The organism is Vreelandella sp. L-15 (genome assembly GCF_056857635.1).
This window is the reverse complement of sequence record NZ_JBSXNN010000040.1, coordinates 34,023-60,039: the sequence shown is the minus strand read 5'-3', so window position 1 is coordinate 60,039 and position 26,017 is coordinate 34,023. Positions and strand designations below refer to the sequence as shown.

At 56.9% G+C, this 26,017-nt stretch carries 22 protein-coding genes; 20 read left to right on the top strand and 2 right to left on the bottom strand.

Going from position 1 to position 26,017, the window contains the following annotated elements; all coding sequences use genetic code 11:
* Positions 1–51 precede the first annotated feature (51 nt).
* The 18 genes from AC13CY_RS05025 to AC13CY_RS04940 all read left to right on the top strand — a co-directional run bounded on the left by AC13CY_RS05025 (position 52) and on the right by AC13CY_RS04940 (position 20,251).
* Complete coding sequence (locus AC13CY_RS05025; RefSeq protein ID WP_058577178.1) at positions 52–888, top strand: bifunctional allantoicase/(S)-ureidoglycine aminohydrolase; 837 nt, start codon at positions 52–54, stop codon at positions 886–888.
* Positions 889–930: 42 nt separating this feature from the next.
* A complete protein-coding gene (locus AC13CY_RS05020; RefSeq protein ID WP_273682123.1) occupies positions 931–1,422 on the top strand; it encodes an ureidoglycolate lyase in 492 nt (163 codons plus the stop codon).
* An 86-nt stretch (positions 1,423–1,508) separates the two neighbouring features.
* Positions 1,509–2,993 carry a pyruvate kinase gene (gene pyk / locus AC13CY_RS05015; RefSeq protein ID WP_483052366.1) on the top strand — a complete coding sequence of 495 codons (1,485 nt, stop codon included), beginning with the start codon at positions 1,509–1,511 and terminating at the stop codon, positions 2,991–2,993.
* Between the two features lie 4 nt (positions 2,994–2,997).
* A complete protein-coding gene (gene modA, locus AC13CY_RS05010) occupies positions 2,998–3,765 on the top strand; it encodes a molybdate ABC transporter substrate-binding protein (protein WP_483052365.1) in 768 nt (255 codons plus the stop codon).
* A complete protein-coding gene (gene modB / locus AC13CY_RS05005) occupies positions 3,765–4,433 on the top strand; it encodes a molybdate ABC transporter permease subunit (protein WP_483052364.1) in 669 nt (222 codons plus the stop codon). Before modA ends, modB begins: the two co-directional genes overlap by 1 nt.
* The gene (locus tag AC13CY_RS05000; protein WP_228219506.1) at positions 4,426–5,559 is read left to right on the top strand and encodes an ABC transporter ATP-binding protein; all 1,134 of its coding nucleotides are present in this window, start codon (positions 4,426–4,428) and stop codon (positions 5,557–5,559) included. The genes modB and AC13CY_RS05000 overlap by 8 nt, the downstream gene beginning before the upstream one ends.
* The gene (locus AC13CY_RS04995; protein ID WP_062374088.1) at positions 5,556–6,077 is read left to right on the top strand and encodes a DUF192 domain-containing protein; all 522 of its coding nucleotides are present in this window, start codon (positions 5,556–5,558) and stop codon (positions 6,075–6,077) included. The genes AC13CY_RS05000 and AC13CY_RS04995 overlap by 4 nt, the downstream gene beginning before the upstream one ends.
* A 258-nt stretch (positions 6,078–6,335) precedes the next feature.
* Positions 6,336–7,346 carry a DctP family TRAP transporter solute-binding subunit gene (locus AC13CY_RS04990; protein WP_483052363.1) on the top strand — a complete coding sequence of 337 codons (1,011 nt, stop codon included), beginning with the start codon at positions 6,336–6,338 and terminating at the stop codon, positions 7,344–7,346.
* A 60-nt stretch (positions 7,347–7,406) separates the two neighbouring features.
* Positions 7,407–7,886, top strand: coding sequence for a TRAP transporter small permease (locus tag AC13CY_RS04985; RefSeq protein ID WP_044628679.1), 480 nt, complete (start codon positions 7,407–7,409; stop codon positions 7,884–7,886).
* Entirely contained in the window at positions 7,876–9,177 is a 1,302-nt protein-coding gene (locus tag AC13CY_RS04980; protein ID WP_289099876.1) for a TRAP transporter large permease, read from the top strand. The genes AC13CY_RS04985 and AC13CY_RS04980 overlap by 11 nt, the downstream gene beginning before the upstream one ends.
* Positions 9,178–9,593: 416 nt before the next feature.
* On the top strand, positions 9,594–10,574 hold the full coding sequence (locus AC13CY_RS04975) for a TAXI family TRAP transporter solute-binding subunit (RefSeq protein WP_172514825.1): 981 nt from the start codon (positions 9,594–9,596) through the stop codon (positions 10,572–10,574).
* Between the two features lie 135 nt (positions 10,575–10,709).
* Positions 10,710–13,310, top strand: coding sequence for a TRAP transporter permease (locus tag AC13CY_RS04970; protein ID WP_483052362.1), 2,601 nt, complete (start codon positions 10,710–10,712; stop codon positions 13,308–13,310).
* A 10-nt stretch (positions 13,311–13,320) separates the two neighbouring features.
* Complete coding sequence (locus AC13CY_RS04965; RefSeq protein WP_044628675.1) at positions 13,321–13,749, top strand: universal stress protein; 429 nt, start codon at positions 13,321–13,323, stop codon at positions 13,747–13,749.
* A 282-nt stretch (positions 13,750–14,031) separates the two neighbouring features.
* Positions 14,032–14,853: a DUF2189 domain-containing protein gene (locus AC13CY_RS04960; RefSeq protein WP_062374077.1), complete on the top strand. Its 822-nt coding sequence runs from the start codon at positions 14,032–14,034 to the stop codon at positions 14,851–14,853.
* Between the two features lie 196 nt (positions 14,854–15,049).
* On the top strand, positions 15,050–15,538 hold the full coding sequence (locus AC13CY_RS04955; RefSeq protein WP_044628752.1) for a putative pterin-binding protein: 489 nt from the start codon (positions 15,050–15,052) through the stop codon (positions 15,536–15,538).
* Positions 15,525–17,759 (top strand): ATP-binding protein, encoded by a 2,235-nt coding sequence (locus AC13CY_RS04950; protein WP_044628673.1) that lies wholly within the window; start codon positions 15,525–15,527, stop codon positions 17,757–17,759. The genes AC13CY_RS04955 and AC13CY_RS04950 overlap by 14 nt, the downstream gene beginning before the upstream one ends.
* Positions 17,740–18,897, top strand: a complete 1,158-nt coding sequence (gene nosP, locus AC13CY_RS04945) for a nitric oxide-sensing protein NosP (protein ID WP_082051410.1) — start codon at positions 17,740–17,742, stop codon at positions 18,895–18,897. The genes AC13CY_RS04950 and nosP overlap by 20 nt, the downstream gene beginning before the upstream one ends.
* Positions 18,875–20,251 (top strand): ATP-binding response regulator, encoded by a 1,377-nt coding sequence (locus AC13CY_RS04940; RefSeq protein ID WP_172514820.1) that lies wholly within the window; start codon positions 18,875–18,877, stop codon positions 20,249–20,251. Before nosP ends, AC13CY_RS04940 begins: the two co-directional genes overlap by 23 nt.
* Here AC13CY_RS04940 and AC13CY_RS04935 read toward each other — a convergent pair.
* On the bottom strand, positions 20,248–20,928 hold the full coding sequence (locus tag AC13CY_RS04935; RefSeq protein ID WP_044628671.1) for a response regulator: 681 nt from the start codon (positions 20,926–20,928) through the stop codon (positions 20,248–20,250). The two genes, AC13CY_RS04940 and AC13CY_RS04935, sit on opposite strands and share 4 nt — an antisense overlap.
* 117 nt (positions 20,929–21,045) lie before the next feature.
* On the opposite strand from AC13CY_RS04935, the gene exaC reads away from it, so the two are divergent.
* Both exaC and adhP read left to right on the top strand, forming a co-directional pair.
* The gene (gene exaC, locus AC13CY_RS04930; RefSeq protein WP_058577196.1) at positions 21,046–22,566 is read left to right on the top strand and encodes an acetaldehyde dehydrogenase ExaC; all 1,521 of its coding nucleotides are present in this window, start codon (positions 21,046–21,048) and stop codon (positions 22,564–22,566) included.
* A 120-nt stretch (positions 22,567–22,686) separates the two neighbouring features.
* Complete coding sequence (gene adhP / locus AC13CY_RS04925; RefSeq protein WP_170968122.1) at positions 22,687–23,715, top strand: alcohol dehydrogenase AdhP; 1,029 nt, start codon at positions 22,687–22,689, stop codon at positions 23,713–23,715.
* Between the two features lie 75 nt (positions 23,716–23,790).
* Here adhP and betT read toward each other — a convergent pair whose 3' ends face one another.
* Entirely contained in the window at positions 23,791–25,830 is a 2,040-nt protein-coding gene (gene betT, locus AC13CY_RS04920) for a choline BCCT transporter BetT (protein WP_483052361.1), read from the bottom strand.
* Positions 25,831–26,017 lie beyond the last annotated feature (187 nt).

Below are 26,017 nucleotides of genomic sequence, written 5' to 3'. Positions count from 1 at the left end.
ACGCTTGTGCTGCATCGTCGTCGAGTACGCTTACACTCTCAGGGAGAGACAATGCCAACAACACGCCAACCCGCTCACTATTACGCCCCCACCGGCGGGCATCCGCCGCAAACCCAGCTCACCGCTGACCGTGCGGTCTTTACCGAAGCCTACGCACTGATTCCCAAAGGGGTGATGCGCGATATCGTGACCAGCAACCTGCCGTTTTGGGAGGGCACTCGGTTGTGGGTGCTGGCGCGGCCGCTGTCGGGATTTGCGGAAACCTTCTCCCAGTACATCATGGAAGTGCAGCCCGAGGGCGGTAGCGATAAGCCTGAGCTAGACCCCCAGGCGGAAGGCGTGTTGTTTATTGTGGAGGGTGAGTTAACGCTCACTTTAGCGGGCGAGCGTCATACGATGGGCACAGGTGGCTACGCGTTTATTCCACCTGGCAGCCACTGGCAGGTGCGCAATGAAACCCGCGAGCCGGTGCGTTTCCACTGGGTGCGCAAAGCCTACGAGTATGTAGAAGGTCTGGAAGTGCCCAAAGCCTTCGTGACCAATGAGCAGGAGATCGCACCGATCGAAATGCCGGGCACCGAAGGCCGCTGGGCTACGACGCGTTTTGTCGACCCCAACGACGTGCGCCACGATATGCACGTCAATATCGTTACCTTTCAGCCGGGCGGCGTGATTCCGTTTGATGAAACCCACGTGATGGAGCATGGCCTCTACGTACTTGAAGGCAAAGCGGTGTATCACTTGAACCAGCAATGGGTCGAAGTGGAAGCGGGCGACTTTATGTGGCTACGCGCCTTCTGCCCTCAGGCGTGCTACGCCGGTGGCCCTGGCCCGTTCCGCTACCTGTTGTACAAAGACGTTAACCGCCATGCGGCGCTCAAAATCTGAGTTGGGAAGCCCACCATAACTAATACTCGTTAGGATGATGCTATGTTAAATCTGACGGCAAAACCGCTGACGGCGGAGGCGTTTGCGCCCTTTGGAGACGTCATCGATGCCCGCACCTCCGCATCGTTCCCGATTAACGCCGGGCGCACCCAGCGCCATCACGATCTCGCCAAGGTGGAAACCCTCGGCGACAACGCTCGAACGCTGATCAATATTTTTGTCAGCCAGCCAGTGACGCTGCCGCTCAATCTCACGTTTTTAGAGCGCCACCCCCAGGGCAGTCAGGCGTTTATGCCGCTGCATCAGGAGCGCTTTATCGTGGTGGTGGCACCGCCTGGCGACACCATTGCGCCAAACGAGGTGCAGGCGTTTGTCACCGACGGCCGCCAAGGGGTGAACTACCGCGCCGGTACTTGGCACGCGATTCAGTCGGTGCTGGAGCGCGAAGGGGAATTCCTGGTGGTGGATCGCGGTGGGGATGGCAATAACTGTGACGAATATCCCCTGGATGTTACCGTCACTTTAGCGGAATAGCCCACCGCAAGTGCATGCGAGTGTCATCTTGGTTGGGTTATGCTGATAAGCTGACACTCCACTCTATATGAACGGTTAGGACATTTATGAGCGCAAACACCCATATCCCCCTTCGTCGTACCAAAATTGTCGCGACCCTCGGCCCCGCCAGTGACCGTGAAGGCGTGCTGGAAGCCATGTTGAAGGCGGGGGTGGATGTGGTCCGCTTGAACTTTTCCCACGGCACGGCGGACGACCATCGCCGCCGCCTTGCCCGTGTGCGTGAAATCGCCGCTCAGCTAGGCCGCAGTGTGGCCGCGCTGGGCGATTTGCAAGGCCCCAAAATTCGCGTTGCTCGCTTTAAAGAGGGGGCGGTTTATTTAGAAGAGGGCCAGCCGTTTGTACTGGATATGGCCATGGATAGCGACGCTGGTGATATCCACGGCGTCGGCTGCGATTACAAAACCCTGGCGGATGATGTAACCGCGGGAGACCGCCTGCTGCTGGATGATGGTCGCGTGGTGCTGGATGTTACCCGCGTAGAGGGCAAGCAGGTTCACACCGAGGTGGTGGTGGGTGGCAAGCTCTCTAATCATAAAGGCATTAACAAGCAGGGCGGCGGGCTATCGGCTCCCGCGCTAACGGAAAAAGATAAAACCGACCTGAAAACCGCCGTTGAGATTGGTGTCGATTACTTGGCGATCTCCTTCCCTCGTACTGCGGAAGATATGCTGGAAGCCCGCCGCCTGTTGGGCGAAGAGGGCAAGGAAATTGGCCTCGTTGCCAAAGTGGAGCGCGCCGAAGCCGTGGCCGATGACGCCACGCTGGATGGCATTATCGAAGCCTCCGAAGCGGTGATGGTGGCTCGTGGCGACCTCGGCGTGGAAATTGGCGATGCCAAACTGGTCGGCGTGCAAAAGCGCATGATTAAACGCGCCCGTTCGCTTAACCGCGCGGTGATTACCGCCACCCAAATGATGGAGAGTATGATCTCCGCGCCGCTACCCACCCGCGCTGAAGTTTTCGACGTGGCGAACGCGGTGCTGGATGGCAGCGATGCGGTCATGCTCTCTGCGGAAACCGCCGCAGGCGACTACCCGCTGGAAACCGTAGAAGCGATGGCGCGTGTGTGCCTGGGTGCCGAGCGTGAGCGGGTCGCCCAAGAGTCGGGCCATCGTATCCACGAAGGCTTTACCCGCCCCGATGAAACCATTGCCCTTTCGGCGATGTACGCCGCTAACCACATGAACGGCGTGGTGGCGATTGCTTGCATGACCGCCTCGGGCTACACGCCGTTGATCGCCTCGCGCATCCGCTCGGGCCTGCCTATCGTGGGGTTGGCTCACAACCCGATTGCCCAGCGCCGTATGGCCCTGTACCGGGGCGTGGTCTCACTTCCCTTCGATACCTCGAAAATGACCGCCACCGAGCTTAACGACCAAGCCCTTACGCTGTTGGTGAAGCAGGGCGTCGCCAAGCCGGGTGATCACGTCATCCTGACCCGTGGCGACCACATGAACGCCCACGGCGGTACCAACACCATGAAAGTGATGGCCATTACCGAGCAGCACGCCGAAAACGCGAAGGCGTAAACGTATGCGTGCACTGCTGCTCCTGTGCGGTTGGCTGTTAAGCGCGCCTGTGATGGCGGGCGCGCCCATTGTGGCGGCGGCGTCTAGCCTGCAGTTCGCCTTGGAAGAGGCTGCCCAGCAGTTCACTCAGCAAACCGGCCAGGCGCTGCGTCTCAATTTTGGCTCTTCTGGCAACTTTCGCCGCCAAATCGCCCAAGGCGCGCCCTTCGAGCTGTTTTTGTCAGCAGATGAAGGGTTCGTTCAGGCGCTTTACGACGAGGGCTACGTGGATAACGCGGGCGTGATTTACGCCCGAGGACGGCTAGCCTGGGTACAGCCGGCTGGCCGTTACTCCGTACCCAGTGAGCAAGCGCCGCTTGCCGGCGTGCAGGAGGCCATTACCGCCTGGGAAGAGGGGCAGCGGCTGCGTATCGCCATTGCCAGCCCAGAACACGCCCCTTACGGCGTGGCTGCCCGAGACGTGTTGCAAAAGGCGGGCCTATGGGAAGCCAGCGAACCGCTGCGGGTGCAAGGGGAGAATGTCTCCCAGGCGATGCAGTTTGCCCTTTCCGACGAGGCGCGAGGTGGTTTGGTGGCTTATTCGTTAGCGGTGGCACCTGCGTTGGCTGAGCGCAGCGAGGCGGTGTTGATGCCTGAAACGTGGCATACGCCGCTGCGCCAGCGCATGGTGTTAACGCCGCAGGCTGGAGAAGTGGCTCACGTGTTTTACGAGTGGCTGCAACAGGCGGATGCGAAAGCGATTTTTGAAACCTACGGATTTAGTACCGATTAATGGACTGGTCGGCGTTCTCTGTCTCGCTGCGGCTCGCGGCGTTTACCTGTCTCTTCTTATTACCTCTAGGCATTTGGTGGGGGCGCGTGCTGGCGACGGCACAGTTCCGTGGCAAGGGGCTGTGTGAGGCGCTGATTGCGCTGCCGCTGGTGCTACCGCCCACGGTGCTAGGGTTTTATCTGCTCCAGCAGTTTGGCCGTGATGCACCGTTAGGCGGTGCCTGGGCGGCGCTGACAGGGGGCGGGCTCAACTTTACCTTTAGCGGTATTTTGTTGGCTTCTCTGATTGCCAATCTCTCCTTTGCTATTCAGCCGATTCAGCGTGCCTTTGAGCATGTGCCTGCGAACCTGCGTGAGGCTGCGTGGTGCAGTGGGCTAAGCCCATGGCAAACCCTGTGGCGTATTGAATTGCCGCTGGTGTGGCCGGGCATCCTATCGGCGGCAGCGCTAACCTTTGCGCACACACTGGGCGAGTTTGGCGTGATTTTATTGGTTGGCGGTGCGATTGATGGCGAGACCCGCACGCTCTCTATAGCCATTTATGATCGCGTCCAGGCCTTTGACGAGCAGGGTGCGGCGAGCATGTCTGCCCTCTTGCTGGTCATTTCCCTGGCAACCTTAGGCCTTGTCTATGGGCTCGCTGGCAAGCGCAGGTGGTCACGTGGATGATCTGATAGTGACCGCCCAACAGGCCGACCCGATTCCACTCAATGCATCGTTTCGCTGCGCCCCTGGGGAGCTGCTGGCGCTGGTCGGGCCATCGGGAAGTGGTAAAACTACCTTGCTGCGCACCATTGCCGGGCTTTACCAGCCTCAGCAGGGCAGAGTGAGCTGCGCGGGCAGGGAGTGGTTTCTGGCCCAAAGCGGCCAGCGCCACTCACTGCCGCCGCAAGCGCGCCAGATTGGTATGGTGTTTCAGGATTATGCGCTGTTCCCTCATCTAACGGCGCTGCAGAACGTTCAGCTAGCCATAGGACACCTGCCCCGCGCTCAAAGGCGTGAACAGGCTGTTCAGTGGCTCACTAAAGTGCGCTTGGAAGGCTTAGAGGCGCGCTACCCTAGCGAGCTTTCCGGCGGCCAGCGCCAGCGAGTGGCCTTGGCTCGCGCCTTGGCCAGAGAGCCCCAAGCGCTGCTGCTGGATGAGCCGTTCTCTGCGGTGGATCAAGTGACTCGACGCCGCTTACAGCGTGAGCTGGCGCTACTGCGCCAACAGATCTCCATTCCCATTATTCTCGTCACCCACGACTTGGAAGAAGCCACCGCGCTCGCCGATCAAATCTGCGTGCTGCATAACGGCGTCAGCCTGCAGCAGGGCACGCCTGAAGCGCTGTTTCGACAGCCCGCTTCGCCGCTTGTCGCTAGGCTGCTGGATCGCCACAACGTCTTTAGCGGGGAAGTGGTCGAGACGGACGCTGGGCGACGCTTGCGGTGGGGGGAATGGCTGCTAGAAGTCAGCGAAGGTATCGCCCAGTGTGAAGTAGGAGAGTCATTGGCCTGGTACCTGCCGCCGTCGGATATTGTACTGCATCGTCGGGGACGGCCTTCCCAAGGCGAACGCGAAAACCCGGTGGCGGCGACGGTCAGTGAAATGGTGGTGTTGGGTGGCATGACATCAATCTCGCTGCGTGTTTCCCACGGAGATATGCTACGTTTCGACATCGCCACCCACGCGGCCAAACGTAACCAGCTTAGCTTGGGGGAAAGGGTGCACGTCTCGCTGCTGGCTGAGGGGATTCATCTTATGCCCGCGCAGCGTACCCACACGGCATCACACAACAAAAGGAACCTGTTATGACCCTGACACGCCGCCAACTGCTGAAAACCGCTGCCGGTGTTTCGCTTGCCGCCTGTTTACCCCTGTCGCTGTTAGCGGCTTGGGCAGCTGAACCCGCGCCAGCCAACACGCTGCAACTGGCGATCCATAGCGAAGGTGGCCCGCACCGTCTCGATGTCGAAGTCGCCGAAACCGCTTCCCAGCGCCAGCGCGGCCTGATGGGACGTGAACATCTGCCAGAAACACGAGGCATGCTGTTTCGCTTCGAGCGTGAGCAGCCCGCTGGTAACGCCTTTTGGATGTACCGCACGCTGATTCCGCTGGATATCGCGTATATCGACGGCGAAGGGCGCATCGTTGCTATAAACACGATGCCACCCTGCGAATCCGATGCCCCCCAGGAGTGCCCCTCTTATCCTGCCGGGACGGCCTACCATGCGGCGCTGGAAGTTAACGCGGGTTACTTTGCGGAACGTGGCATACAGGTAGGCGACTGTGTCTCGGTGCCTGCGCTGGCCGGTTTTTGCCGCCCTGAGTAATGCGCTATTTCATGCTCTGGCGAGTAGCCTTTTAGCGCAAGCCTATGAAACGCCCTGACGCTGATGCGCGGGGCGTTTTGCGAAGTAGACACCTGAGGATAACTCACTGAGTTGCCAAGACCGACCTTAGATGGCTTCCTTTCGCTTGCTAAATGCCTACAATGGGCGTGTGCCTGTTGCCTTTCACTGGGCCGGGCATCTCATAAGAACCGCAAAAAGTATTGATAAAAAAAGAACGGATAAAAAGGATCGACAATAATGACGCTGACACGCTCTATGGCTCGTTTTACCGCTGGCTTGGCTGGCGCTGCCCTGCTCTCGGCTGCTTTTTCCGCGCAAGCGCGCGAACTCTCGGTCTCTACCGTGCTATCGGATGCTTTTCCTTGGGGCCAAGCCGCCGAGAAGTGGGCGGAATTGGTAGAAGAGCGCAGCGGTGGTGAACTCACTCTGCGGGTCTACCCCAACTCTCAGCTGGTGTCGGGTGACCAAACCCGCGAATTTTCTGCCATGCGCTCTGGGCTGATTGATGCCGCCGTGGGTTCAACCATCAACTGGTCGCCCCAAGTGCCGGAATTGAACCTGTTCTCTTTGCCGTTCTTTATTCCTGATGAAGCCGCTGTCGATGCCGTGACCGGCGGGGATGCGGGCACTATGGTGTTCGAGGCGATTGAGTCCCGTGGCGTTATTCCGCTTGCCTGGGGGGAAAATGGCTTCCGTCAGGTATCCAATTCCCTCGGCCCTATCAGCCAGCCGGAGGATCTGGATGGCCTGAAAATCCGCGTAGTGGGTTCGCCGCTGTTCCAGGATACGTTCTCCGCGCTAGGTGCCGACCCTACGCAGATGAGCTGGACCGACGCCCAACCGGCCCTCACCACGGGTGCGGTCGATGGCCAGGAGAACCCGCTTTCCGTATTTGATGTGGCGCGTATTGACCAGGTGGGCCAAGAGCATCTAACGCTCTGGAACTACATGAACGACCCACTTATTTTTGCCGTTAATCAGCAGGTATGGCAGTCGCTGAGTGAAGAGCAGCAGGCCATGCTGCGTGAGACAGCCGAAGAAGCGGGCGCGTGGGAAATTGCCATGACCCGTGAGCAGGAGAGCGAGCGTTTAGCCGCGATTCAAGAGCGTGGTGTCACGGTAACCGAGCTGACCGATGAGCAGTACCAGGCGTTTGTGGATGCCACTCAGTCGGTGTACGAAAAATGGACTCCGCGCATTGGTGAAGAGGTGGTAAATGCCGCCCAAGCCGCTATCAACGCACGTTAATTCTTCGAGGGTTTTGACTGCCGCCTAACCAGGGCGGCGGTTCTTTGCTGTGAGGCTGCCATGAAAGGCTTTCCTGATGCACGCCCAGAGCGCTGGCTAGGTGCGCTGGCGCTGATTGTGATTTCATTGATTAGCCTGGGTAATGTGATCACTCGTTACCTTACAGGTGGCTCATTTTCGTTCACGGAAGAGTTTTCCGTCTTTCTATTGGTCGTGCTGACCTTTGCCGGTGCGTCGGTTGCCTTGCGTCGCGACCGGCATATCCGCATTGGCTTTTTAGAGCGTGCCCTGCCTGAGCGGTGGCGGGGCGCGCTGATTCTTTTTCAAGCCCTGTGTGGCCTGATCGTATTGGGTTTAATTACCTGGTATGGCGGCAAGTTGGCGTGGCAGGAGTATCAGTGGGAGTCGCTGTCGCCCGGGTTAGGCCTGCCCCAGTGGTGGTACTTGGTGTGGCTGCCTATTTTGTCTGCTGCCATGCTATGGCGCTTGGTGCAGCAAACCCGTGACCGTTTGAAAGGGGAGCTAACCAGTGACGCCTGATATTTGGATGATTTTGGCATTTGCCGGGCTGTTAATTGCTGGCGTGCCGGTGGCGTTTTCCTTGGCGCTTTCTGGGGCGGTGGGCATCGTGCTTGGGCTCTCGCCAGATATGCTGGCTACCCTGGGCACCAATACCTACAACAGCATCGCTAAATACCCTCTCATTGCGATTCCACTGTTTATTCTCACTGGGCTGATTTTTGAGCGAGCAGGCGTGGCGCTGCGTTTGGTGCGTTTTGCCCAGGCGCTCATTGGGCCCCGTCACGGTGGGCTGGCGCTGGTTGCGGTATTGGTGTGCATGATTATGGGCGGCATGAGCGGCTCTGGCCCCGCTGACGCCGCTGCCGTGGCCATGGTGATGCTGCCTAGCATGACGAAAGCAGGCTACCCCAAGCCGTTTTCGGCCACGCTCATTGCGGCTTCGGCATCCACGGCGATCTTAATTCCGCCTTCAGTGGCGCTGATTCTCTACTCGATTGTGGTGCCGGGCGTTGATCTGCGTGCGCTGTTCGCCGCAGGGCTTTTCCCTGGTGTGCTAGCGGGTTTGGCGCTGCTGGTACCGGCGATGCTGGTCGCCAAGCGTTACGGTTGGGAAGGCACGCCGGTAGAGGGAGCCGAAAAACTGACGGTACGCGGAACCTTCCGCGAGGCGCTGCCTGCTTTGTTTGCGCCAGTGCTGATTTTAGGTGGGCTGCGCTCAGGACTGTTTACCCCCACGGAAGCCGCCGTGGTGGCCGTTGCCTATGGGGCGGTGGTAGGCCTGTTTCTTACCCGAGAGCTGACACTTCGGGATGTGTGGGAGCTACTGGGGGAAGCGGCGATTATCTCTGGCGTAGTGATGCTGATTATCGCACTGGCGGGCATTTTTGCCTGGTCAGGCACGATGCTCGGCACCTTCCGCCATTTAGCAGAATGGATCATCAGCCTGACCGATAACGGCGTCTTGCTGTTGATACTGGTGATGTTGGCGGTACTGGTGGCGGGCATGCTGCTGGATGCGATTTCGATTTATCTGATCATGATGCCAATTCTGATTCCGGTAATGCAGCATTTTGAGTGGAATCCGGTATGGTTTGGTATTTTGCTGGCGATGAATATTGCCATTGGTCAATTTACGCCTCCGGTGGCGGTGAACCTGATGGTGACCACGGAAGTTGCCAAGATACGCCTAGAGCATACGATTGGCTGGGCGCTGCTGTTTGTGGTTGCCATGGGGTGCGCCTTGGCACTGGTGGCGATATTTCCCAGCATTGCTCTGTGGCTGCCCACGGTGTTGGGCTATAGCGTCTAATGATCAATCGAGATAACCAATAAGCGATGGCCTATGCCAATATGACATGATGTTTAACGTTTACTAAACGTTACCGGCTATTAGACTGGCGACAGACGTGCAAACAAGCGAGAAAGTATGGCAATGCCTAAGTGAAAGCATTTAGGAAAAGCGCTTAGGACAAACTCCTGAGCGAGAGTAGCTAGCGTCATCACGCTGGCTAGGCAATGCGCTGCCTGCGGTGCAGGCATAAAATTGTCTCGTACTTCGCCAATTAGCAGTTTTTTCGCTAAAGTAGGAACAGTCGGCACTAAATGCCGAGATCGATAACAGACTGTCTTGACAACGTTTTGGAGCCGAAACACCTGAAGGGAACCGTTCTGCAGATGGCTTCAAAGCGCATAACGCTCACAACATCAAGATAAAGAGGTGTGTTCATGAAACGCCATGTATTTTCTACCGCGGCTTTCTCAGGCGCGTTCATTGCGGCGGCAACCTTTGCCTCTCCGGCCGTTGCCCAGGAGCGCTACATCACCATCGGTACCGGCGGCCAAACCGGTGTTTACTATGTCGTTGGTCAGTCGGTGTGCCGCATGGTTAACCGTGGCAGCGATGAGCACAACATCCGTTGTAACGCCCCGTCTACCGGTGGTTCCGTTGCTAACGTCAACGGCATGAAGAGCGGTGAGCTGGATATGGGCGTTGTGCAGTCTGACGTTCAGTACCGCGCTTACCACGGTGAGTCCAACTTTGAAGAAGAAGGCGCTTGGGAAGATATGCGTGCCGTCTTCACCATGCACGGTGAGCCGCTGACCGTGGTGGCCCGCGCGGATTCCGGTATCGAGGACATCAGCGATTTCCCAGGCAAGCGCGTCAACATCGGTAACCCTGGTTCTGGCCAGCGCAATACCATGGACGTGGTCATGGATGCGTTCGGTTGGGATGAAGACACCTTCGCACTGGCGTCTCAGCTCGACGCGGCTGAGCAGGCGGCTGCCCTGTCTGACAACAACATCGACGCAATGGTTTACGTGGTAGGCCACCCGAACGGCTCTATCCAAGAAGCGACCACCACCATTGATGCGCGTCTGGTCTCTGTGACTGGCGAAGAGATCGATGGTCTGATCGAAGAGTACCCCTACTACACCCGTTCTGTGATTCCGGGTGGCCTTTACCGTGGTAACGACGAAGACGTCGAAACTTTCGGTGTGGCGGCAACCTTCGTTTCTTCGACCGCTGTTGATGAAGATATCGTTTATGAAACGGTGAAAGCAGTATTCGAAAACTTTGATCGTTTCAAGCGCCTGCACCCGGCGTTTGAGAACCTCAACGAAGAAGACATGATCTCTGACGGCTTAACGGCTCCGCTGCACGATGGCGCGGCACGTTACTACCGTGAGCGTGGCTGGATCGAATAAGTCGTAAAAAGAGTGATGCTACTGACGGAAGGTGAGTAGCGTCGCTTTGAGTTGCAAAGCGCGGGCACCTTGGGTGTCCGCGCTTCTTGTTGAGAGCGCTGATTGTCAGCGCTGACCATTAGGCAGGGCAAGCGTATGCGTGATGACAAACAACCTTCGGCAGCCGCTGAGAACGACCTTGAGGATATGGTCGCTTCCAGCGATACAGGGGCACGGAAACCCTTAGGCGTACCCGGTAAGCTGCTGGTGAGTATTGCAGCAGTGTGGTCGCTGTTTCAGCTATGGATTGCATCGCCACTTCCCTATATTGTTGGCTTCGGCGTATTTAGCGCCACGGAAGCGCGCTCGATTCATTTAGCGTTTGCGCTCTTTTTAGCCTTTATGGCGTACCCCGCCTTTAAGCGCTCTCCTCGTGATCGTGTGCCCTTAGCTGATTGGGCATTGGCAGCGGTAGCGGCGTTTTGCGGCGCCTATCTGTTTATTTTCTATGCTGATTTGGCCCAGCGGCCTGGGTTGCCGATTACCCAGGATATTATCGTGGGCGTTGTTGGCATTCTGATGCTGTTAGAGGCGACTCGTCGCGCATTAGGGCCGCCCCTGATGATCGTGGCGGCGGTGTTTATTGCTTACTCGTTGTTTGGCCCTTACATGCCGGGCATTTTGGCCCACCGCGGCGTTAGTCTGGGTGGTTTGATTAACCACCAGTGGCTAGGTACCCAAGGGGTGTTTGGTATTGCGCTGGGGGTCTCGACCAGCTTTGTTTTCCTGTTTGTACTGTTTGGTGCGTTGCTGGATAAAGCGGGCGCCGGTAACTACTTCATCAAAGTGGCGTTCTCGCTGCTTGGCCACTTCAAAGGCGGCCCAGCCAAAGCGGCAGTGGTAGCCTCTGGTATGACTGGTTTGATCTCGGGGTCGTCGATTGCCAATACCGTTACCACTGGCACCTTTACGATTCCGATGATGAAGCGAGTCGGCTTTAGCGCGGAAAAAGCGGGGGCGGTGGAAGTATCGTCTTCGGTGAATGGCCAGATCATGCCGCCCGTCATGGGGGCTGCTGCTTTCTTGATGGTGGAATACGTGGGTATTCCCTATGTCGACGTCATCAAGCACGCTTTCTTACCGGCGCTGATCTCCTATATCGCGCTGATCTACATTGTTCACCTGGAAGCGCTCAAGGCCAATATGAAAGGCCTGCCGTCCAGCAATCCGGCACGCCCGTTGCTGAACAAAGTGATCGGCTTTATGACCGGTTTGCTGCTGCTGATGGGCCTCTCCATCGCCGTCTACTACGGCTTGGGCTGGTTAAAGCCGGTACTGGGTGAAGCGACCCCCTGGGTGGTCTCTGTAGGGCTGGCGATTGTATATGTCGGCTTGTTGAAAGTAGGCGCTAACTACCCTGAGCTGGAGATGGACGACCCCAACTCAGAGGTCGTGAAGCTGCCGCAAACTGGCCCGACAGTCATGGTCGGCCTACACTATATTCTGCCGGTTGTCGTGTTGGTGTGGTGCTTGATGGTAGAGCGCCTTTCGCCTGGGTTGTCAGCGTTCTGGGCCACCATGTTTATGATTTTCATCATGGTTACCCAGCGCCCGATCATCGCGATTTTCCGTGGCCGCAGCCAAATGGCGGCCGATATCAAAGAAGGCTTTAAGGATCTGTGGGATGGCCTGGTGACCGGTGCCCGCAACATGATTGGTATCGGTATTGCGACTGCCACGGCGGGTATCGTCGTGGGTGCGGTCTCCCAAACGGGGGTAGGTCTAGTACTCGCGGACGTAGTGGAAATTCTCTCAGGCGGTAACCTGATGATGATTCTACTGCTGACGGCTCTGCTGAGTTTGATTCTGGGTATGGGCTTGCCAACAACGGCGAACTACATCGTGGTATCGGCGCTGATGGCTCCGGTGATTGTGCTGCTGGGCCAGCAAAATGGCCTGATCGTACCGCTAATTGCTGTGCACCTGTTCGTGTTCTACTTCGGCATCATGGCGGATGTCACGCCACCAGTAGGTTTGGCCTCCTTTGCGGCGGCGGCCGTGTCGGGTGGGGATCCGCTGCGCACTGGCTTCCAGGCGTTTTACTACAGCCTACGTACCGCTGCGCTGCCATTCCTGTTCATCTTCAATACGGACCTGCTGCTGATAGATGTCACGGTGATGCAGGGTATTTTGGTGTTTATTGTCGCCACCATCGCCATGCTGATCTTTGCGGCAGGTACACAAGGCTACATGCTGACTCGGAACCGCTGGTATGAGTCGCTGCTCCTACTGTTAGTGGCCTTCACCTTGTTCCGCCCTGGCTTCTGGATGGATAAAATCCATGACCCCTACGAGTCGGTGCCACCTGCCCAATTTGCTGAAGCGTTAGGACGAGTTGATGATGGTAGCAACCTACGCGTGCAAATTGCCGGTGAGGATGATTTCGGCGCGCCCATGACCACCTATGTGCTGGTGCCTGTACCCCGTGGCGAAACAGGCGAAGAGCGCATGGCCAACCTGGGCATAGAGCTTTACGAAGATGGCGACCAAACCCTGGTCGACTTTGTCGAGTTCGGCAGTCAGGCGGCTGAGCTAGGCTTCGATTTCGATCAAGAGATCCTCGAAGTGCTGGCCCCGGTAGATCGTTGGACAAAAGAGTGGATGTGGTTACCCGCACTCGGCATCTTTGGGTTGGTCGTCGTGATGCAGCGTCGCCGTCGGCGTCGTGAAGAAGCCAACGAAGTGGCCGCTGTTTAAGGAGGTTGCTATGTACCATAAAGTGCTACTCCCCGTAGACTTGAACGAAGAGGCCTCATGGAAGAAAGCGTTGCCCACGGCGATAACGCTGTGCCAAACCTTTGGCGCATCGCTGCACGTGGTGACGGTACTACCGGAATTTAAAATGCCCATGGTTGGCGCTTACTTTCCGAAAAACTTCTCTGAAAAAGCGCATGCGGCGGTGAAAGAAGCGCAGCATAAATTCATTCAGGAACATGTGCCTGAAGGGATCAAAACCCAAAGTGTGATTGTTGATGGCTCACCATGGGAGGCCATCATCAAGGTCGGCAAGAAGATTGATGCCGATTTAATTGTGATGGCATCCCATACTAAGCGTAAATTCGTCGATTACGTACTGGGCCCCAACGCCGAGCATGTCGTTCACCACGCTAAAGTGTCGGTGATGATCGTGCGGTAAGCGCAACGTGCGTCATAAAGCTCCAAGCCCCGGCTTGGAGCTTTTTTTTGGCTCGAATATAACGAAACGCTAACGCATCGAATTAATTGTCGTTAAAAGCGCCGATGAAGGATTTTTTGTACTGAGTGCCTTCAAAAGCATTCGCGAAGCAGCGGCTCAGCTACATTAATAGAACATTAAGCCATTAACGTTGGATTAATGGTCATCAATACACATGGTAGCTATTTGCCTTGGTGCTTGGGTCAGTGACAGCCATCTGGGGTAAATCACAGGAGTTACGCCATGAATGCAGTAACAACAAAAACACACGACCACTCATCCGGTGCGCCGAACGTCAAAATCATTATCAATAAGGTAGGGATGGAAAGACCACGTGCTTGGCTAGCCGCAGGTATGGAAGATTTTCGTCGTGCGTCTGCTATTAGCCTCGCTTACGGCATGTTTTGGGTGGGGTTGAGTATTGCCATTACCCTTGGTGCTTACACGCTGGGTTACTGGTATTGGCTATTGCCAATGATTGCTGGCTTCATGTTTATCGGGCCACTGGTGGCCGTTGGTTCCTATGGCATTAGCCTTGCCCTTGAGCGCGGACGTACCCCGAACTTGGGCGATGCGTTTGGTAGCTGGCGGCCCCATGCTGGGCAACTTGCCATGATGGGCGTCATGATGATGATCTTCTTTCTCGCCTGGATACGCCTAGCCACGCTGCTGTTTGCGCTGTTCTTTGGATTTGAAGTGCCCAGCCCGGCAACGCTATACACTACGCTGGTAACCACGCAGGAAGGCCTGAGTATGCTGGCCGTTGGCACGGTAGCAGGTGGTGTGCTGGCTTTTGGTGCTTTCGCGATCAGTGTGGTGGCCATCCCGACACTGATGGACCAAGACCTGACGTTTATGGAAGGCATTGAAGCCAGCGTACGCTGTGTAGCTCGCAATTTCCGGCCCATGCTGCTGTGGGCGGCCATTCTTACTGGCTGTGTGTTAGTGGGCGTTATGACGTTCTATATTGGCTTGGCGCTGATTCTGCCCGTGCTTGGCCATGCAAGCTGGCACGCTTATGAAGATCTAGTACGGTTTGAACCGGTCGAACAGCTGAAAACCTAGCGGCTAATAAACGCCAGGGTTACTCACTGCTTACCAAAAACATCGTAATTAGCCTGACCTATGAATTGAGATGGCGTACCCTAAACGCCATCTCTTTTTTTATTGCTTTGAGCGTGCGTTGGCGGTCACGGTTTCGTCGCCTGGGGCACTGCGATATGAGGAGTCAGTAGTGAAAGCGTTGTTATTGGGGTGGATTATGCTGGCGTTCAGCATTCCCCATACGGGGCTCGCTGAGACAGCAGATTCGCTGGCGGCACCGAGTGGGCCAGTGATACTCAAACTTGATGGTGATATTGCGGTGACCAATGTGGGCGAAGAAGCCCATTTTGATCGCGCGATGCTTAGCGCACTTCCGCAGCATGAATTTACGACAGGAACACCGTGGACGGAAGGGAACAGCCACTACCGTGGGCCGCTTATGCGTACCCTGCTTGAGCAGGTAGGCGCGGAAGGCAAGATCATTAACGTCGTGGCGCTTAACGGGTATGAAGCTGAAATTCCGGTCGCGGATTTCTACGACTACGATGTGATTTTGGCCTTAGAGCGTGACGAGAAAGCTATTCCTATCCGTGAGTACGGGCCTTTATGGGTGCTTTATCCCTTTGATCAGGATAAAGCGCTGCTAAGCGAACGAGTGCGCTTTAGAGCCGTATGGCAGGTAATGCATATTAATGTCCGCCAGTGAATCCGTCACACGAGCGCCCCGACTGCTTCGCTATCCGCGCCGCCTCAAGCTGGTGGCGATTATTACCGTACTTTTATTTGCGGCCGCGCTGGTGGTGGCCGCTTTATCCGCATGGCGACAGGATAATCTGACGCAAAGTCTGCGAGAAGATACGGCCTGGGTGGTCTATAAGCTCGACCGTGACGCCGTTCAACTACTGAACCACTTGCTGGCGGAAACACGGGGTCCCCTCTCTCCCGCCGCCCAGGATGAGCTAAACCTACGGTTTGAACTCCTCTATAGCCGGATCACCCTGTTAAGAGAAGGGGAGGTCAGCTCGCTGCTGCAGAGTATCAGTTCGGCAAGGGAGCTGCTTGACCAAATCCAACGGCAGCTCGACAGCTTAGACCCTATGTTTGAGCCGCATGATGAATTGGCACGAATGCCGGTCACCGCTTTGGAAAGCGAGCTGCAGGTGCTTACACGGCTTACTGAGCGCTTTGTTATTGCCATCAATGGCTACTTGGCTGAGTCCGCCACGGAAGAGCGAGCGTTGCTCAGCACGCTCTATAAACTCTTAATGTCACTACTGATAGGTATGAGCCTAGCGGTGCTGCTAGTGATTATCTTTTTGGTGCGTGAAATGCGTGAAAGTGCTGCGGCACGCCGGGAACAAGAGCAGCTTAGTAAGCAGCTTCAGGTAACGGCCAAGCAGGCCCAAGCCGCCAACCATGCTAAATCTGATTTTCTAGCAATGGTAAGCCATGAAATCCGCACGCCGCTAAACGGTGTGATCGGCATGAGCGAGCTCTTGCGTGAACCGGCAAGCCCCGCCCAAGTAGAGGATTACGCCCGCACCATTCACGACAGTGCCAACCAACTACTGGCGATGATTAATGAAATTCTCGATTTTTCTAAAATTGAGGCAGGCCACTTAACCCTTGAAACATCGTCCACGGCCATAAACCCTCTGGCAGAGGGGGTGATGGCACTATTTGAGCCACGGGCCCAGGAGAAAGGGTTGCGGCTTTCATTACACGTTGACCCGCTAGTACCTGGGTGGGTCATGATCGACGCGGGGCGACTGCGCCAAATTCTGCTCAATCTTATCGCTAATGCCATCAAATTTACTGACCACGGCAGCGTCTCCATTCGCGTTACATCAACGGTAGAGCACCTCCTGTTTGAAATTAGCGACACTGGCTGCGGGCTGAATAGCGAGCAGCAAGAGACGCTGTTCGAGCCTTTTCAGCAGGCGGATGAGAGCGTTGCCCGCCGTTATGGCGGCACCGGCCTAGGGTTAGCTATCTGCAAGCGGCTGAGCGACGCGATGCGGGGAAGATTAGGCGTCATTAGCACACCCGGCGAGGGCAGCACGTTCTGGTGCGAGCTGCCGCTAGTGGAGGCTAGCCCCGTTAGTACATCGCAACCTGCAGAGCCTACTCAAGACTTTAACGGTACTTCGCTGCTGTTGGTGGAGGATAACGCGGTAAACCGTAAAGTGGCGCTAGGCCTGCTTTCACGATTAGGGTGTGACGTAGTGTGCGCTGAAAATGGCTACGATGCGCTCGCGATGGCTAAGCGCCAGCAAGTACACCTGATTTTTATGGATATTCAACTGCCCGATAGTGACGGAATAACGGTGACCCAGCAACTGCGTGCCCAGGGTGGTTGGTGCAGCGATGTACCGATTGTGGCGATGACGGCTGGTGGCGCCGAAGACGACCGCAAGCGGTGTCTGGCGGCAGGTATGAATGACTATATTACCAAGCCGCTCTCGCTGTTGGCGCTAAGCAATGTACTGGCGCTTCAACTGACGCCTGCGCAGACGCCGTCAACGCCTATCGCCGCCGAATCAGGTAACGATGTGCTGCTCAATGAAGCGACGCTTGCGACGTTAACCAGCTCGATAGGGGCTGACAGCGTTAAACAACTGGTAATGCTTTATCATCAGCAAGTGCATGATTATATTGGCCAGTTGGTTGATTGCTTCGCTTCTAATACAGAAATAGCGAGTGAGCAGCTACCTCAGATGGAGCGCCTTGCTCATCAGTTGCGAGGCGAATCTTTAAGCATAGGTGCCGAGCAGTTGGCCGCTCAGTCAAAGCACTTAGAGCAACTAGCAGGGCAGCCAGAGGCCTCAAGCGCTCAGATTGAAGAGGCTTTTAGCGCGCTGCACCACTGTGCGGCACGCACCCACGCTGCGTTGGAGCAATGGCATCGTGAGCATCAGCTTAACTAACAGTGGCCTGATAACTGCTGCAAGCCGGGCTTCTGACCCCTATATAGCCGCCAACGAGTTGGCGGCGTCGCTCTACCATGAGCATGCAGGCTTTGTGCTGTTTTTCTGTAGCGCAGAGTATCCGCTGGCCGCGCTTGCCCAGGCGCTAAGCAGCGCCTTTGGTGCACTGCCTATTAGTGGTTGCACCACCGCAGGCGAGCTAACGCCGGATGGCTATGACCGCGGCTCGGTGGTGGCGATCTGCTTTGACCAGCGCTTTTTTGCGATAGAAACCGCATTGATTGATGACTTGGAGTACTTTGACCTCCCCACCGCGCAGCCCTTGGTGGATAAGCTGTTAGAGCGTTGCCGCCGCCAAGCTGTCGCACCGGTCAACGAGCACAGCTTTGCCCTGACGCTGCTGGATGGGCTATCCAGCCGTGAAGAGCAAGTGCTGGCAACGCTGGATGCGGCCTTGGGGCGCATCCCGAGCTTTGGTGGTTCCGCAGGGGACGATAACCACTTAACCCATACCCATGTATACGCCAACGGGCGCTTTCATACCCGTGCGGCGGTGGTGGTCATGATGAATACTCGGCTACCGTTTGAAGTATTCTCCACCCACCACCTTGAGCCACTCGAGCACAAGCTAGTGGTCACCGCTGCGGATCGTGAGCGCCGCCGCGTGCTGGAGCTTAACGGTGTCCCTGCCGCCGAGCTGTATGCCGCGCTGGTGGGCTGTTCGGTTGAGGCGCTTGCGCCTCCCATTTTTGCCCAGCACCCGCTGGCGGTACACCTGGGCGGCCAGCACTATATTCGCTCGATTCAACGGGTTAATGATGACGGCAGCCTGAGCTTCTACTGCGCGGTGGAAAACGGCATTGTGCTGACTGCCATGCAGCCCACGCCGCTGCTCACCGATTTAGCCCATATGCTGCAGCGAGTGGAAGCCCGCTTAGGCGAGCCCGCTGCGATTATTGGCTGCGACTGCTTTTTGCGACGGATGGCGCTGGAGTCGTTGGGGCAACTTGACCAGGCATCGACGCTGCTGCGCCAAGCCCGTGTCGTGGGATTTAATACCTACGGCGAGCAGCACCACGGCATGCATGTGAACCAGACGTTTACGGGGGTGGCCTTTGGCGCTCTTCCAACTCCCTGATTCGCAACAAGGCGACGATATTGCGGCCCTGCGTGAAGAGAACCACCGGCTACGCAAAGTGTGTACGGCGTTAATGGAGCGAGTGGAATCCGGCGGTAGCCCTAATGGCGCGCCCTATGCAGCCTTTGAGCGCTCGGTGCTGCTTGCCGAACAGGTGCGTGAGCGCACCGATGCGCTGCACCGCACGTTGGACGAGCTAAGCCAGGTCAACGCTCGTTTGCTGGCAGCCAACGCTGAAGCCCACGCGGCTAACGTCTCTAAAACCAAGTTTTTGGCCGCCGTTAGCCATGACCTTCTACAACCGCTCAATGCGGCACGGCTGTTTGCCAGCGCCCTGGAAACCCATGCGCTACCTGAGTCCTCCCAGGCGCTTGTCGGCCATATCGGGCGCTCGCTGAAAGATGTCGAGGGCTTGCTTGGGACGCTGGTGGATATCTCCCGCTTAGATGCCGGAGTGCTTCATGCCGATAAAGCTCCCTTTGCCGTAAGTACGCTGCTGGATGCGCTGGCGGAGGAGTATCGCCAAGTGGCGGGGGTACGCGGGCTCACCCTTCACTATGTACCTTCGCGGGTGTGGGTGGAGTCCGATTTAGCGCTGCTGGCGCGGGTGGTGCGTAATTTCCTTAGCAATGCGGTGCGCTACACCGAGCACGGCCACCTGCTGTTAGGCTGCCGCCGCCGGGCCGATGGCCTGGAGATTATGGTGGGTGATACTGGCCCCGGTATTCCAGAGCCCCAGCGCAAAGCCATTTTTCTGGAGTTTCGTCGCGCCAGCCAGCCACAGGCCAACCACAGTCGCGGCCTGGGGCTGGGTCTAGCCATTGTCGATCGTATTAGTACCATGTTGGATCACCCCGTCACACTGGCATCACGGCTAGGTCATGGCTCGCTGTTCTCTATTTTGGTGCCCTACGCAGCCTCTTGCGGCGCGTTAGAAGGCGCATCCAGCCCGGTGCCATCCGCGCAGTGGGGCGATGACCCGCTGCAGGGCTGTGTGGTGTGGGTGGTGGATGATGACCCCGCCATTACCGAAGGGATGCAGGCGCTGCTGGGCAGTTGGGGGTGTCGGGTACGGGCAGCGGCGACGGTGAGCGCGCTGGAAGCGGCTAGCGACGGCGAGCGCCCGGCGGTGCTGCTGGTGGATTACCATTTAGGGGAGCACCGTGAGAACGGCATCGACTTAGCTACTCGGCTGCGCCGCCGCTATCCTGGGTTAGCCACAGTGGTAATTACCGCCAACCATGAAGCTTCGTTAAAGCGGGCCACCCGAGAGGCGGGAATGCACTGCTTGTTAAAACCGCTTAAACCACTGCGCTTGAAGATGCTGTTAGGTACGCTGTTAGAGGGCCGTTAACGCGCCATTCGCTTGGCGATGTAGCCGTTTAAATCCTCCTCTCCGGCCATCACAATGGCGTGTACCCGGCTGGTGGCGCCCAGTTTTCGCAAAATAGCCGATACATGGGTCTTTACCGTGGTTTCAGCAATGTCCAGTTCTCGGGCAATCTGCTTGTTGGACATTCCCTGACTCATACAGCCCAACACGTCTAGCTGTTTGTCGGTGAGCCGGGGCAGGCGGCTCGGTTTATCCTCCGAATCTTCGCCTGCTGCCGCAGGTATTGCTCGGGGAGGCGGGCGTCGCATGATATCGGCGGGCAGGTAGAGTTGGCCCTGGAGAATTTGCTGTAGCGCGGCGAGAAGCTGCTCTCTAGGAGTGGATTTCGGGATATAGCCCACGGCCCCCAGAGTAATCGCATCCAGCACCAGCTGGCGCTCTTGATGGGCTGACACGATGGCAACGGGCAGCCCGGGGAAGGTCTCCCGTAGGGTTTTCAGCCCCTCTAACCCATCGGCATCCGGCAGGCTTAAATCTAAGAGCAGCAGGTCTAACCCTTCCAAGGCTTCAATGTGTGCCATGGCCCCCGCTAGGCTGTCGGTTTCCAGCAGTTGGGCATCGGTGAATCCGCTGCTGATCACCGCGTGCAGCGCATCGCGGAACAGCGGATGATCATCTGCGACTAACAGCGAGTACATGGCGTCTCCTTCCAAGGGATGAGGGTGCGTCCTGCCATCGGGCTATATCGAGAATGGCGGGAATGACCAACACTGGGTAGGCACCTTTTAATAATCATAATACTCAGGAGCAGTACCATGATCTACGCCAACCCAGGTGAAGCGGGCTCTGTTGTTTCGTTTGAGAAACGCTATGGTAACTACATTGGCGGTGAGTTTGTTCCCCCAGTGAAGGGCCAATACTTCGACAACATTAGCCCAGTTAATGGCAAAGTGTTCTGTGAAATTCCCCGCTCTAGCGCTGAAGATATCGAAAAAGCGCTGGATGCCGCCCATAAAGCCGCTCCGGCGTGGGGCAAGACCTCGGTACAAGAGCGCAGTAACATCCTGCTCAAAATCGCCGACCGTCTCGAGCAAAACCTCGAAATGCTGGCCGTGGCCGAAACGTGGGACAACGGCAAAGCGGTGCGTGAAACCCTCAATGCGGACATTCCGCTGGCTGTTGACCACTTCCGCTACTTTGCAGGCTGCCTGCGCTCCCAAGAGGGCACCGCCGCTGATATTGATGCCAACACGGTGGCGTACCACTTCCACGAGCCGTTGGGCGTGGTAGGGCAAATTATTCCGTGGAACTTCCCGATTCTGATGGCGGCTTGGAAACTAGGCCCAGCACTAGCGGCGGGTAACTGCGTGGTGCTGAAGCCTGCCGAACAAACCCCAGCGTCAATTTTGAAAGTGGTAGAAGTGATCGGCGATCTGTTGCCTCCAGGCGTGCTGAACATCGTTAATGGCTTTGGCGCAGAGGCAGGCCAAGCGCTGGCTACCAGTAAACGCATCGCTAAGATCGCCTTTACCGGCTCGACGCCGGTGGGCTCACATATTTTGAAGTGCGCGGCAGAGAATATTATTCCTTCCACGGTGGAGCTAGGCGGCAAATCTCCGAATATCTACTTTGCCGATATTATGAACGCCGAGCCGACGTTCATCGACAAAGCGGTAGAGGGGCTGGTGCTGGCCTTCTTTAACCAGGGCGAAGTGTGCACCTGCCCGTCGCGGGCGCTGATTCAAGAGAGCATGTACGACGAGTTCATGGCGAAAGTCATTGAGCGCACCAAGACCATCAAACGGGGTAACCCGCTGGATACCGACGTCCAGGTGGGCGCTCAGGCATCCCAAGAGCAGTTCGATAAGATCATGTCGTACATGGATATCGCTCGGGATGAAGGCGCTGAATTCCTTACCGGTGGTGACAAAGAAACGCTGGATGACAGCATCAACAGCGGTTACTACATTCAGCCCACGCTGTTGAAAGGTAATAACCAGATGCGCGTGTTCCAGGAGGAGATCTTTGGCCCAGTGGTGGCGGTGACCACCTTCAAAGATGAGGAAGAAGCGCTGGCGATTGCTAATGACACCGAGTTTGGCTTGGGCGCGGGCGTTTGGAGCCGCGATATTAACGTGGCCTTCCGCATGGGGCGTGGCATTCAAGCGGGTCGCGTCTGGACAAACTGCTATCACCAGTACCCCGCCCACGTAGCCTTCGGCGGCTACAAGAAGTCAGGCGTTGGTCGTGAAACCCATAAAATGGCGCTTGGGCATTACCAGCAAACCAAAAGCCTGCTGGTCAGCTACGATATCAATCCGCTTGGGTTCTTCTAAACGTTTGTTATGTCGTCCCATCGCCCGGCCTAGGCCGGGCGATGCTGCACATCCTCTGGCGCTAACTCTACGGATAAGAGCAGCTTAGAACTGCCGTTAACCATTATTAGGAGTCGCATCATGGATAATACAATGCGGGCGGCCGTCGTGCGCGAGTTCGGACAGCCGTTAGTCATAGAAGAAGTCGATGTTCCACGCCCAAAGCAGGGGGAGGTATTGATGAAGGTGGCGGCCTCGGGGGTCTGCCATACGGATCTACACGCAGCGCACGGCGACTGGCCAGTCAAACCTTCACCTCCCTTTATTCCAGGGCATGAAGGCGTTGGGCATGTTGTGGCGGTCGGGGCCGGTGTCTCCCATGTCAAAGAGGGCGACCGTATTGGTGTTCCTTGGCTCTACTCGGCCTGCGGTTTTTGCGAACACTGCTTAGGCGGCTGGGAAACCTTATGTGAGTCCCAGCAAAATACCGGTTACAGCGTTAATGGTGGGTTTGCCGACTATACCTTGGCCGATGCGGGGTATGTGGGGCGGCTGCCGGATAACGTTGGCTTTGTCGAGCTGGCTCCGGTGCTGTGTGCCGGCGTAACGGTTTATAAAGGTTTAAAAATGACCGATACCCGCCCCGGCCAATGGGTGGTGATTTCGGGCATTGGTGGCCTTGGCCACATGGCAGTGCAGTATGCCAAAGCCATGGGGCTTAACGTGGCGGCTGTCGATATTGATGACGGCAAGCTGGCGCTGGCTGAGCGCTTGGGCGCGACGGTTACGGTAAACGCCATGAAAACCGACCCCGCGGCATACCTTAAAAAGACCATTGGCGGTGCCCATGGTGCGCTGGTCACCGCAGTGTCGCCGAAGGCCTTCGATCAGGCGCAAAATATGCTGCGCCGTGGCGGTACGCTGGTACTTAATGGCTTACCGCCAGGGGATTTTCCACTGCCCATCTTTAGCACCGTGCTCAATGGGATCACTATTCGTGGCTCGATTGTCGGTACGCGTAGCGACCTTCAGGAAGCGCTCGATTTTGCGGCGGAAGGTAAAGTGGAAGCCACCGTCGCAACGGATACACTGGACAATATCAACGATGTTTTTCAGCGCATGATAGACGGTAAAATCGAAGGGCGTATTGTGCTAGACATGGCGGGTTAAACGCCCAGAGCGCATAAAAAATCCCGGCCGCGTGGCCGGGATTCTTCGTTTTACGCGTTGTACGTAAAGCGCTACTTACATCTGCGCATCTTCAGGCGGTTCGCCGATGGTGCCAGGCATTGCCTGCGCATGGCCACCCGCCAGAGCAAGGAATTGTAGGTGGCGCTCGTACTCTGCCACGAGATCACCGATCACCTGACCACGGGTGTAGCCGTTGAGGTCTTTATCCTGGCCACCTTCGGCAAGGTACACATCTAAACGCACGTAGAAATCATCGTCCGCGGGAATGAAGTTCGGTGTACGCATACGATGCGGGCATACCTGATAGACAAAGCTGGTGGCGTCGCCAAAGTCGACCTGCAGCATTAGGTTGGGCAGGGATTCCCCCTCAACCTGCTCTTCGGTGACGTTAGCGGTTTGGCCACGGCTCTCAAGCTCTTGGGCAAACTGGGTCATCGCCGGGCGAATCGAGTGCTCAATGGTCGCGGCGGCACCTGCGCGGTTAGAGGTATCCAGCGCGCGGTCCAAACGCTCACGCCAGTCGCCGCCGGGGGCACCGCCTGCAATCATACGGCGAGCGTCGGCTTTGCTGCCTTCCAGCTTCAGCGCTTTATAGGTGCCCACCATAATGGCGAAGATCACCACCGAGAAGGGCAGCGCCGTAATCACGACTGCGCTTTGTAGCGCGTTTAAGCCACCCGCCATCAGCAAGGCCACGGTGATCAGGCCAATCACGGCCGACCAGAAAATACGCAGCCTCACCGGCGCATCGTGGTTCACGTCGCTTAAAATCGAGGTGAAATTAGCCAGTACCAGCGCGCCAGAGTCCGCTGAGGTAATGAAGAACACGATACCCAGAACGGTCACGACGGCGGCGGTAATGCCCACATAGGGGTAGTACTCAAGCAGCGTATACAGCGTGGTTTGCGGCGAGTTCAGCGCCTGCTCACCCAGTTCGACAACGCCCTGATTGGCCACCAGCTCGATACCGCTATTACCGAAAATGGACATCCATACCATCATGAACGAGAGCGGAATGAACAGAGCGCCAGCCACGAATTGGCGAATGGTACGGCCGCGCGAGATGCGCGCCAGAAACAGCCCGACGAAAGGCGTCCAGGCGATCCACCAGCCCCAGAAGAAGATGGTCCACCACATCTTCCACTCCTGGGCACCTTCATCGGCAAAGGCGTAAGTATCGAAGCTGGCAGCAACGAAGCCTGAGAGGTAGTCGCCTGCGTTGTTGACCACTTTATCCAGCAGTACAAGAGTATCGCCAGAGAACAGCACAAACAGCATCAGCGCCAGGGCCAGCAGCATGTTGAACTCGGAGAGGCGACGGATACCTTTCTCAACGCCAGTCACCACCGAAATGGTTGCTAGAGCAACTACCAGCGCAATCAGAACTACCTGGACCGTCAGGGTTTCCGGCACGTCGAACATATAGTTCAAGCCGTAGTTAAGCTGAATCACCCCAATACCGAGACTGGTGGCGATACCGAACACGGTAGAAATCACCGCCGTAATATCGACCGCGTTACCAATCGGGCCGTGAATGCGCTTGCCCAGCAGTGGGTAAAGCGCGCTACGAATAGCCAGCGGCAAGCGATGGCGGTAGCTGAAATAAGCCAGCGCCATGCCCGTCAGCACGTACAGTCCCCAACCGGAAAGGCCCCAGTGCAGATAGGTTTGCACGACGGCGTTGCGCATGGCCTCTTGGCTTTCAGGAGTTAAGTCGGGCGGTGCCAAGTAGTGGGCAACCGGCTCGGCTACGCTGAAAAACAACAGGTCAATACCAATGCCAGCAGCAAACAGCATGGCTGACCACGACAGCAACGAAAACTCAGGGCGGGAGTGGTCGGGCCCAAGCCGAATACTGCCAAAGCGCGACATACCGATGAACACCACAAACACGAGGTAGGCCACGATCGCTAGCATGTAGTACCAGCCAAACGTTTTGCTTACCCAGGCAAGGCCCGCATCAAAAAAGGCACCTGCTTGTTCGGTGAACAGCATCGTCACGATAAGAAACACGAGAATCCCCGCGACGCTGCCGTGGAAAACCACGGGGTTTAGGCGGTCTCGTGAGGGGAGAACGGGGTTGTCTTTCGCCATGGAGGCGGACTCCTGTTGTTAAGACAAAGATGAGTGATACGTTATTTTTGAATGAACGTTCAAATAAAATACGCGGTTTAGGCATTCACTTCAAGCCAACGGCTAACGCATCAGGGCGGTAAAAAAGACGCCAACAGGCGTATAGAAACAAACACGCCCAGCTAGGCTGGGCGTGTAGGGTGGGTTT